The following is an 8,560-nucleotide window of genomic DNA, read 5'->3' on the forward strand; positions in this document are numbered from 1 at the left end:
AACCCTCCTTGGCAATCGGGACCTGGATCCCCGACACGCCCCGCTTCGCTCCGAGGTCGAGGATGACGGGGCGGTGGGGACGCTTCCGTCACTCGTCACCGCGCCCGCATGAGGCCGACGAGCAGGACGAAGCCGCTGCCGTTGGACTTCTTCACATAACCTTCGATGATGTTGGTGTTTTCGGCACGAACGCTCTGCACGACCGACAGCGGGGCGGCGACCAGGAGAGCCACGATCAGCGCCTTGGGCAGCAGGCGAAGCGTTTCAGCTATTGTGGACTTCAGGGTGGCCATCGGCGTGTTCCTCACAATGTGGCCGGACTATGCGCGCATTGTGCTGAACCGGCTCTGAGAGCCGCGTTCATCCATTATTCAGACACAATTGCGTGACGCCTGGCCGGCCCGCCTCGCCGGAACGTTGGCTTCGTCGGAGGTTTATGCTTTGGTCGCGCCTCTCACTCCCAGGAGATGATTCATGACCACGCAGACCAAGCCGATTGAACTCTATTACTGGCCGACGCCGAACGGATGGAAGATCTCCATCATGCTGGAGGAGCTCGGCGTCCCTTATGAGGTGAAATTCGTCAATATCGGCAAGGGAGAACAGTTCGAGCCGTCATTCCTGAAGATTTCTCCCAACAATCGCATGCCTGCAATCATCGACCCCGAGGGACCTGACGGCGAGCCGATCTCCATCTTCGAGTCCGGCGCGATCCTGCAATATCTCGGCCGCAAGTTCGGTAAGTTCTATCCGTCCGACGAACGGGGCCGTGTCGAGGTGGATCAATGGCTGTTCTGGCAGATGGGCGGCCTCGGGCCAATGGCCGGCCAGGCGCATCACTTTCGCCAATATGCGCCGGAGAAGATCCAGTACGGCATCGATCGCTACACAAACGAGGTGAACCGCCTTTACGGCGTGATGAACAAGCGCCTTGCCGATCGCGACTACCTGGCCGGCGATTATTCGATCGCCGACATCGCCTGCGTCGGCTGGGTGAAGCCCTACAAGAACCAGGGACAGGATCTGGACGATTTCCCGAACCTCAAGCGTTGGTTTGAGTCCGTCATGGCGCGCCCGGCAGTCATTCGCGGCATGGCCGTGGGCGAAGAGCACCGCCGCAACCTTGCCGACGACAAGGATGCACAGAAGGTGTTGTTCGGGCAGAAGGCGCGAGCCTGATGGATGAGTGGTGAATGGTGAATGGAAGTCGGCGTGCGGCAATCTTGGCTCAGGCGCGGCCGGTCTGACCATTCACCATTTTACCATTCACCATTCACCGGCTTACATCCTCGACCACGTCTCTCCCCGGCAGATCAGGCCGCCGAGCACGCAGCCGCTCATCTTGAAGGAGTCGCCGTTGAGGCTGCCCTTGCCGTTATAGGTCTTGCCGTTGGCCGGATCTGTGACCTTGCCGGAATAGTTGCCGCCGCCCGTCGCCGAAAATTTGCCAATCTGCTTGCCGGCATGCTCGCCTGACTTGAGCGTGATGCAAAACGAGCCGCTGCATTCTGCGATCTCGGCCGTACTGCCCGATTTCGTCCTCCATCTGCCTTCGATGGGATCGGCAAAGGCCGTTCCTGAAAGAAGAATCAAGGTTGCGGCCGCAGGGCCAGCTTGCGGTTCATGTCATCCCTCCCTCTCGCGCAAGGTGGGAATTGCTTACGCGAACGTAAGCGTAATATAGCTCCCGTCCTTGCGGAAGCTCCGTTTTGCATCTTGTCCTTCGGAAAATTCTGTCGGGCGTTGCTGCGATTGCAGAAAGACGGACGCCTGAAAGAGCGGATTCGTGGTTACCGAAGAGTTTCTGTCAATTGTGGCAATTGTCTTTTGTTTTCGTAAACAGCCGCACAGTTCCGGCTTTCCGATGCTTAACAAATTCCAAGTTTTACTTCTTGTTTGAACTTTGTTTTCCGCAAATTAAGCAAGCCATTTAACGGCGGATTCAAGCATAGCCTGCATCCTCGAAATCATCGAACGGCACCTCGGGATTGAGGAAAAAAAGCCGCTCTCGGGAAGAAACAGGGAACTTGGATATGGCACGTCTTGAAATGCATGAAGCCGGTTACGGCATGATGGCAACCGGCGCCCAGGCAGACGTTCTTTTCGAGCTTGGGATGATGTATGTGACCGGCCGCGATTGCGCGGTGGATCTGGTCGCGGCGCATAAATGGTTCAACATCGCAGCGATCAAAGGATCTGATCGTGCAGCCAGGCTGCGCGCAGAGCTGGCGGCGACCATGAGCAAGGCGGATATTGCCAGGGCGCTGCGCGAAGCGCGCGAATGGATGACGATGCACTGATTTTCCTGCCTCAGGCAGGGGCGAATATCCCAAGAGCAGCCATCGCAAAAAGGCCGCCAAAAACAGGCAGGCGAGACTTCATTCCTCAGGCGCGGGGGCCATGGGGACCGACTGGAAAGGCCGCGACCGGCAGGAAATAATGCCGGCGCGGCCTTTCTTGTTTTAAAGAGACTCTTCAGCACGTCATCAGAAGATTGACCGCAGGCTTAACGCCCTCACGCAGTTTCCTCGAACCGCACGAGAACGGTCCCCTCGCTGACCTGGGTGCCTTCGGCGGCGATTTCGGCCACAACGCCGTCATGAGGCGCGGCGATGGTGTGCTCCATCTTCATGGCTTCGAGAATGAGCAGCGGCTGTCCCTTAGAAACGCTCTCGTTCGGCGCGGCGCGGACCACCTTCACCAGTCCCGGCATGGGTGCGCGCAGGCTATCCCCTCCGGCCACAAGCTCTTCGGCCTGCTGCAGGGGATCGTGCAATTGGAAGGTGTGGCTGTGAACACCGTCGAAAGCGGTGAGACGGCCGGGCCAGGCGGCCAGCCGAGGGGCGTCAGGATCCGTTCCGCTCGGGATCGCAAGTGTCTGCACGCCAAGGCCCTCGATCTCGACCGCGAAGCGGCCCGAGGGCTGAGCGGAAATCCGTGCGATGATCTCATCCTCTTCGTGAACGAGCTTCGTGCGATGAGTGAGCGAGCCGAAATGTGTGTAGCCGGATATTGCCTCCCACGGCTCTGGCACGTTGCGGGGAGCGCGTGCGCCGGATGCGGCAAGGGCCGCCATCGCGATCAGTGCCGGCTTGGGCGAGGCCTTGCGTGTCAGGGCTTCCTGCCGGCGTGCGATCAGGCCGGTGTCGAGGTTGCCGACGGAAAAATCCTCGTCGGCGGCCAAAGCGGCGAGGAAGGGCGTATTGACGACCGACCCCGCGACCTCCGTCTTCGCCAGTGCTTCCTGCAACGCTGCAAGGGCGGTCGGCCGGTCCTGAGCATGCACCACCAGCTTGGCGATCATCGGATCGTAGTAAGGCGAGATCGTATCGCCCGCGCGCACGCCGGTCTCGACCCGAACGGTGCCGTTGTCGATCTTCTGCGGGAATTTCAGGTGATGCAGGGTGCCTGTCGCGGGAAGGAAGCCGCGCGAAGGATCCTCGGCATAGATGCGCGCCTCGATGGCATGCCCGGAAAGGCGGATGTCGTCCTGACCCATCGGCAAAAGTTCGCCGGCCGCCACCCGTAGCTGCCATTCGACGAGATCGATCCCGGTCACCATTTCCGTTACCGGATGTTCGACCTGAAGGCGCGTGTTCATCTCCATGAACCAGAACCGGTCCGGTCTCAAGCCGACGGAAGCATCGACGATGAACTCGATCGTGCCGGCGCCCGAATAGCCGATGGCCTTCGCTGCCTTCACCGCCGCACTGGTCATGGCAGCGCGCATTTCCGGCGTCATGCCGGGAGCGGGGGCCTCCTCGATGACCTTCTGGTGGCGACGCTGTGCCGAACAGTCGCGCTCGAAGAGATGGACCGCCCCGCCATGCTTATCGCCGAAGACCTGCACTTCGATATGGCGCGGCTTGTCGACATATTTCTCCACCAGAACGCGTTCGTCGCCAAAGGCGGCCTTGGCCTCGCGCTTGGCGCCGGCAAGCTCCTCGGCAAAATCGTCCGGATGATCGACGCGGCGCATCCCCTTGCCGCCGCCGCCTGCGCGTGCCTTGATGAGCACGGGATAGCCGATCTCGCGCGCCTTGGTGGCGAGCACGACGAGCTCCTGCGCCTCACCGTGATAGCCGGGCACCACCGGCACGCCGGCCTTCTCCATCAGACGCTTGGCGGCATCCTTCAGCCCCATGGCACGGATGGCCTTGGCGGAGGGACCGATGAAGGCGAGCCCCGCCGCTTCGATGGCATCGACGAAATCCGGGTTTTCCGACAGGAAGCCGTAGCCGGGGTGGATCGCCTCTGCGCCCGTCCGCTTCGCCGCCTCGATGATCCTGTCACCGACGAGATAACTCTCGGCCGCAGGTGCGGCGCCGATATGCACCGCTTCGTCCGCCATCTCCACATGCAGCGCCCTGGCGTCGGCGTCCGAATAGACGGCGACGGTGGCGATGCCCATGCGGCGCGCGGTGCGGATGACGCGGCAGGCGATCTCGCCCCGGTTCGCGATCAGGATCTTCTTGAACATCTGTCCTCCATGAAAAAGGCGGCGGTGGAGCCTCCGCCACCTTATAGCCTCGGTTGTGATAGCAGGCCAACTGCGAGAATCGATGCAAGGCGACGGCGATGGACGGCGAACACAGGGGAATCGTCACGACCCTTCAGGCAAGGCATAGGCGATGATGGCATCGCCGGGCTTCGTGCCGGTCGAGCCGTGACCGCCGGCGACGACAACCAGATACTGCCTGCCGTCCGCGCCCTGATAGGTGGAGGGCGTGGCCTGGCCGCCGGCCGGCAGGCGATCCTGCCAAAGCACCTCGCCGGTCTTCAGGTCGTAGGCCCGCACATAGTAATCGAGCGAGCCGCTGAGGAAAGCGAGGCCGCCCTTTGTGATGATCGGGCCGCCGATGCCCGGCACGCCCATCTTGAAGGGCAGGGGCAGGGGCGAAAGATCGCGGACAGTGCCGTTGACGCGCTGATAGACGATATCGCCGGTCGTTAGATCGGCGGCTGCGACATAACCCCAGGGCGGCTGCTGGCACGGCAGGCCGATCGGCGACAGGAACGGCCCCATTCTGGCGGCATAGGGCGCGCCGAAATTCTCGTTGAAAACAGCTTCGCCGTCCTCGCTCACCACGCGGGAGATGTCGTCCGGCCGCGGCACCATTTGCACCTGGAAGGCAAGATAGACCGGCATGCCGAACACGACCTGACGGTCGGGGTCAACCGCCACGGCACCCCAGTTGAAAGTGCCGAAATTGCCGGGGTAAACGATCGTGCCCTGTTCGCTCGGCGGCGTATACCTGCCGTCGTATCTGTGCTGCCGGAAGGAGATGCGGCAGGCGAGCTGGTCGATCGGCGTGGCGCCCCACATGTCCTTCTCCGTAAGCGTCGGTTTGAAGGAGATCGCCGAAACGGGCTGCGTCGGTGCAGTCTGGTCGCCCTCCACGGCTCCTTGAGGCACGGGCTCTTCGGTCACCGGCAGGATGGGCTCTCCCGTTTCGCGATTAAGTACGTAGACTTCACCCTGCTTGGTCGGTGCCACGAGTGCCGGCACGGTATTGCCGTCGATGGTCAGATCGACGAGACTCGGCTGTGCCGGCACGTCATAATCCCAGATGTCGTGATGCACGGTCTGAAAGACCCAGGCAACCTCGCCCGTATCCGCATTGAGGGCGAGAATGGAAGCGGAGAAGCGCTCCACTTCCTCACTTCGGCTGGCCCCGTATTGATCCGGGGATTCGTTGCCCATGGGCAGATAGATCAGTCGGAGATCCGGATCATAGCTCGCCACGCTCCAGGAATTGGGCGCATTCTCCGAATAGGTCTCTCCGTTCGGGATCGGCTGCAAGGCCTCGGGATTCTTGCTGTCGAAGTTCCAGACGAGTTCGCCGGTATTGAGGTCATAGGCGCGGATCACGCCCGAGGGCGAGGTGGTGGCCACATTGTCGTTGACCGCGCCGCCGACAATCACGAGCCTGTCGGTAACCACGGGCGGGGAGGTCGAATAGATCGAGCCGAGGGTGATGTTGGGCATGTTCGCCCACAGGTTCACCGTGCCATCCTCACCGCCGAAACCCGGACAAATCTCGCCGGTCTCGGCGCTGATCGTGATCAGCCGGCCATCCGACACCGGCACGAAGAGCCGCCTGACGCATTCGGGACTATGGGTGACATTCGCCGGCGGTTCTTCCCGGTTCACGACCGGGTTCGGCGCATCAGGTTCGGCTTGCCCGGTCACCACATTCTGCGGCACGCCTGCGGCTTTTTTCGTCACCTCCTGTACGCTGGCCTCGATCCGTTCTTCGGGGCTGAGCTCAGCCATCTGCTGCGGCTGCTCGGCCGGAGTGGCCTCGGCTGCTTCGGCCGGCGGCCTGCCTTCCGCCGGAGCGGCGGCTTGCGGCTCGGCAGGTTCGGTTCCGGGTGCTGCGGGCTCCTCAGCGGCAGCCGCCGGGGCCGGTGCTGCCGATCCGTCGTAATAGGAGACACCACGGCAGGTCAGATGCTGCATGGTCTGCATCGGCGGCTGCTGAAGACGCGGATCGAAGCGCCATTTTTCCTCGCCGGTGACCGGATCGAGCGCAATCACCAGATTGTGCGGCGTGCAGATATAGAGCGTATCGTTGACCATGAGGGGCGTGACCTCGTAAGTCGTTTCGCCCGGATCGTCAGGACCGCGAACATCGCCTGTATGGAAGGTCCAGGCGACTTCGAGACCGGAGACATTTTCCGGTGTGATCTGGTCGAGCGGCGAATACCGCTGGCCGGCCGAAGTGCGGCCATAGGCATGCCACTCTCCGGGTGGCACATCGGCCGCTACCTGCTCGGTCGCTTCCGCGCCCATCCGGTCGTCCGGGAAGCTGCCCGCCAAATCATGCGGTTTCTGGAACATGGAATAGACACCGGCCGCCGCGCTGATGATCAAGGCCAGCGCCAGAAAGGCGCTGTTGGGACCGTAGCGTGCCCTGGACTCGTTGGGCTGGTGCATCGACCAGATCATGGGCGGCAGCAGGAGCAATATCCCGAGTACGATGAGAAGGCTGCCACGGGCCGAAAGCGCCCACCAGTCGAAACCGACTTCCCACAACGCCCATACGACCGTTGCCAGCAGAGTGAGAGCATAAAGACTTAGCCCGACCGGTCGTCTGGCCAACAGGAGCGCGGCGCTGATGATGAGTGCAAGGCCGAGGAGGATATAGAACCAGGACCCGCCTAGCACGGCGAGCCAGACACCTCCTCCCAAGAGCACGATCCCGAGGAGAAGGACGAGCAGCGAAATGGTTGTCCGGTACATGATGAGGTCCCACGCAAATTTCGCCCTATGGCTCCCTGCGTCGGGAAATGAAAGCGGCGGGAAACTCCGCCGAAGCCACACGGCCTGGATGTATATATACCTGAGGCGAACGCTGAATTGCCGATAACGTTCCCAAGTCCGCAATTTACTAATTGTCAGCCGGTGCCGTCCGGCCGTGTTGGGGGAGGCGGACCCGCAGTATCGATTGAAAGGCCGGGGCATTTGCCTCTAGGGTGCGATCGTTCGGAACAGGGAGGGACGATGAGGAGAGGCCTGTGCATCCTTGGGCTGATGGCCTGTCTGGCGCCGCTTCCGGCACATGCCGGCTGGCAGGCGGTCGAGCGCGTGGAGCCTTATGCTATTTCGGGCAAGACCGGGATCGAGCTTTACCGGTCGATCGGCGACAACGGTCCGAAGATCGGAGTAGGTCGAACCATCGCCTATACGGATTTCAAGCTCCTGTGGTCCCGTGACTATCGTCCGCAGCCGGACGGCTCCTGCAAGCTGGTCTCAGCCCGGCCAAACCTGACCATCACTTACCGGTTGCCGAAGCCGAGGGATGAACTGTCCGCCACAACGCAACGGCTTTGGGACAGATTCATCGAGGGCGTGACCGCACATGAGAAGGTGCATGGCGAGATCATCACCGAAATGGTGAAAAAGATCGAGGCAATCTCGATCGGCCTTACAGTCGCCGACGATCCCGACTGCCGGAAAATCAGGACCGAACTGACGAAACATCTCGGCGAACTTTCACAGGAGCAGCGCCGCAGAAGCCGCGAATTCGACAGGGTCGAGATGAGCAAGGGCGGCAATGTCCATCAACTGATATTGGCGCTGGTGAACGGGTGATCCGGTAGGGCTTTTCCGTTCTGCCGGTTCAAGCCACTGAAGACGGATCTCGGCCATTGCTGATGCTTCCGCCGCTGCCGCGCTCTCATTTATAACGAAGTTGACCTTATGCTCGTCGATGCTGGCTGCCACAACCGGAGCATCGATAGAGCATGAACAGGACCAAACGCACACTTCTCACAGGGCTGATCGCCCAATTTATGTTGGCGCCGTCACCGCTCGTGCTCGCAAGTCAGGAGACCGGCTCTGCCGCGATAATCGTGGCACAGGAGGGCGGTGGTGGCGCCAGATCGGAGAGGGTAGAGCGTCGCCTGAGGCAGGAGCAACAACGCCAGGAACAACAGCAGCGTGCCCGCCAGCAGGGTCAACGGGGGCAGGAGCAACGCCGGGAACAGGAGCGTGGGCGTCAGCAGCAACAGCGGGCACAGGAACAGCGTCAGGAGCAACAGCAGCGCGCCCGCC

Annotated in this window: 8 protein-coding genes; 3 read left to right on the forward strand and 5 right to left on the reverse strand. The window is 61.7% G+C overall.

Annotated features, from left to right (window positions below; all coding sequences use genetic code 11):
- Window positions 1-95: 95 nt before the first annotated feature.
- On the reverse strand, window positions 96-293 hold the full coding sequence (locus L598_RS04150; RefSeq protein WP_144860669.1) for a hypothetical protein: 198 nt from the start codon (window positions 291-293) through the stop codon (window positions 96-98).
- 181 nt (window positions 294-474) lie between these two features.
- Between L598_RS04150 and L598_RS04155 the strand changes: the two genes are divergently transcribed.
- Complete coding sequence (locus L598_RS04155) at window positions 475-1,179, forward strand: glutathione S-transferase N-terminal domain-containing protein (RefSeq protein ID WP_144860671.1); 705 nt, start codon at window positions 475-477, stop codon at window positions 1,177-1,179.
- A gap of 102 nt (window positions 1,180-1,281) precedes the next feature.
- On the opposite strand, the gene L598_RS04160 is transcribed toward L598_RS04155, so the two are convergent.
- The gene (locus L598_RS04160) at window positions 1,282-1,593 is read right to left on the reverse strand and encodes a DUF2147 domain-containing protein (RefSeq protein WP_144860673.1); all 312 of its coding nucleotides are present in this window, start codon (window positions 1,591-1,593) and stop codon (window positions 1,282-1,284) included.
- Between the two features lie 440 nt (window positions 1,594-2,033).
- Here L598_RS04160 and L598_RS04165 point away from each other — a divergent pair, with 440 nt between their 5' ends.
- A complete protein-coding gene (locus tag L598_RS04165) occupies window positions 2,034-2,300 on the forward strand; it encodes a sel1 repeat family protein (protein WP_144860675.1) in 267 nt (88 codons plus the stop codon).
- Window positions 2,301-2,515: 215 nt separating this feature from the next.
- Here L598_RS04165 and L598_RS04170 read toward each other — a convergent pair whose 3' ends face one another.
- Both L598_RS04170 and L598_RS04175 read right to left on the reverse strand, forming a co-directional pair.
- Entirely contained in the window at window positions 2,516-4,480 is a 1,965-nt protein-coding gene (locus tag L598_RS04170) for an acetyl/propionyl/methylcrotonyl-CoA carboxylase subunit alpha (RefSeq protein WP_144860677.1), read from the reverse strand.
- Window positions 4,481-4,603: 123 nt separating this feature from the next.
- On the reverse strand, window positions 4,604-7,246 hold the full coding sequence (locus L598_RS04175; protein WP_144860679.1) for a PQQ-binding-like beta-propeller repeat protein: 2,643 nt from the start codon (window positions 7,244-7,246) through the stop codon (window positions 4,604-4,606).
- A 261-nt stretch (window positions 7,247-7,507) separates the two neighbouring features.
- Between L598_RS04175 and L598_RS04180 the strand changes: the two genes are divergently transcribed.
- Complete coding sequence (locus tag L598_RS04180) at window positions 7,508-8,098, forward strand: DUF922 domain-containing protein (RefSeq protein WP_144860681.1); 591 nt, start codon at window positions 7,508-7,510, stop codon at window positions 8,096-8,098.
- Window positions 8,099-8,310: 212 nt separating this feature from the next.
- Here the strand turns inward: L598_RS04180 and L598_RS04185 are convergent.
- Window positions 8,311-8,560: hypothetical protein (locus tag L598_RS04185; RefSeq protein WP_186444928.1), on the reverse strand; the 250-nt coding region annotated here is incomplete at its 5' end.

Source organism: Mesorhizobium sp. J18 (assembly GCF_007829525.1).
Classification (GTDB): Bacteria; Pseudomonadota; Alphaproteobacteria; order Rhizobiales; family Rhizobiaceae; genus VLJP01.

Excerpts from the sequence above, each read along its gene's own strand:
- L598_RS04150 (WP_144860669.1), bottom strand. The coding sequence starts at position 293 with ATGGCCACCCTGAAGTCCACAATAGCTGAAACGCTTCGCCTGCTGCCC.
- L598_RS04155 (WP_144860671.1), top strand. The coding sequence starts at position 475 with ATGACCACGCAGACCAAGCCGATTGAACTCTATTACTGGCCGACGCCG.
- L598_RS04165 (WP_144860675.1), top strand. The coding sequence starts at position 2,034 with ATGGCACGTCTTGAAATGCATGAAGCCGGTTACGGCATGATGGCAACC.
- L598_RS04170 (WP_144860677.1), bottom strand. The coding sequence starts at position 4,480 with ATGTTCAAGAAGATCCTGATCGCGAACCGGGGCGAGATCGCCTGCCGC.
- L598_RS04175 (WP_144860679.1), bottom strand. The coding sequence starts at position 7,246 with ATGTACCGGACAACCATTTCGCTGCTCGTCCTTCTCCTCGGGATCGTG.
- L598_RS04180 (WP_144860681.1), top strand. The coding sequence starts at position 7,508 with ATGAGGAGAGGCCTGTGCATCCTTGGGCTGATGGCCTGTCTGGCGCCG.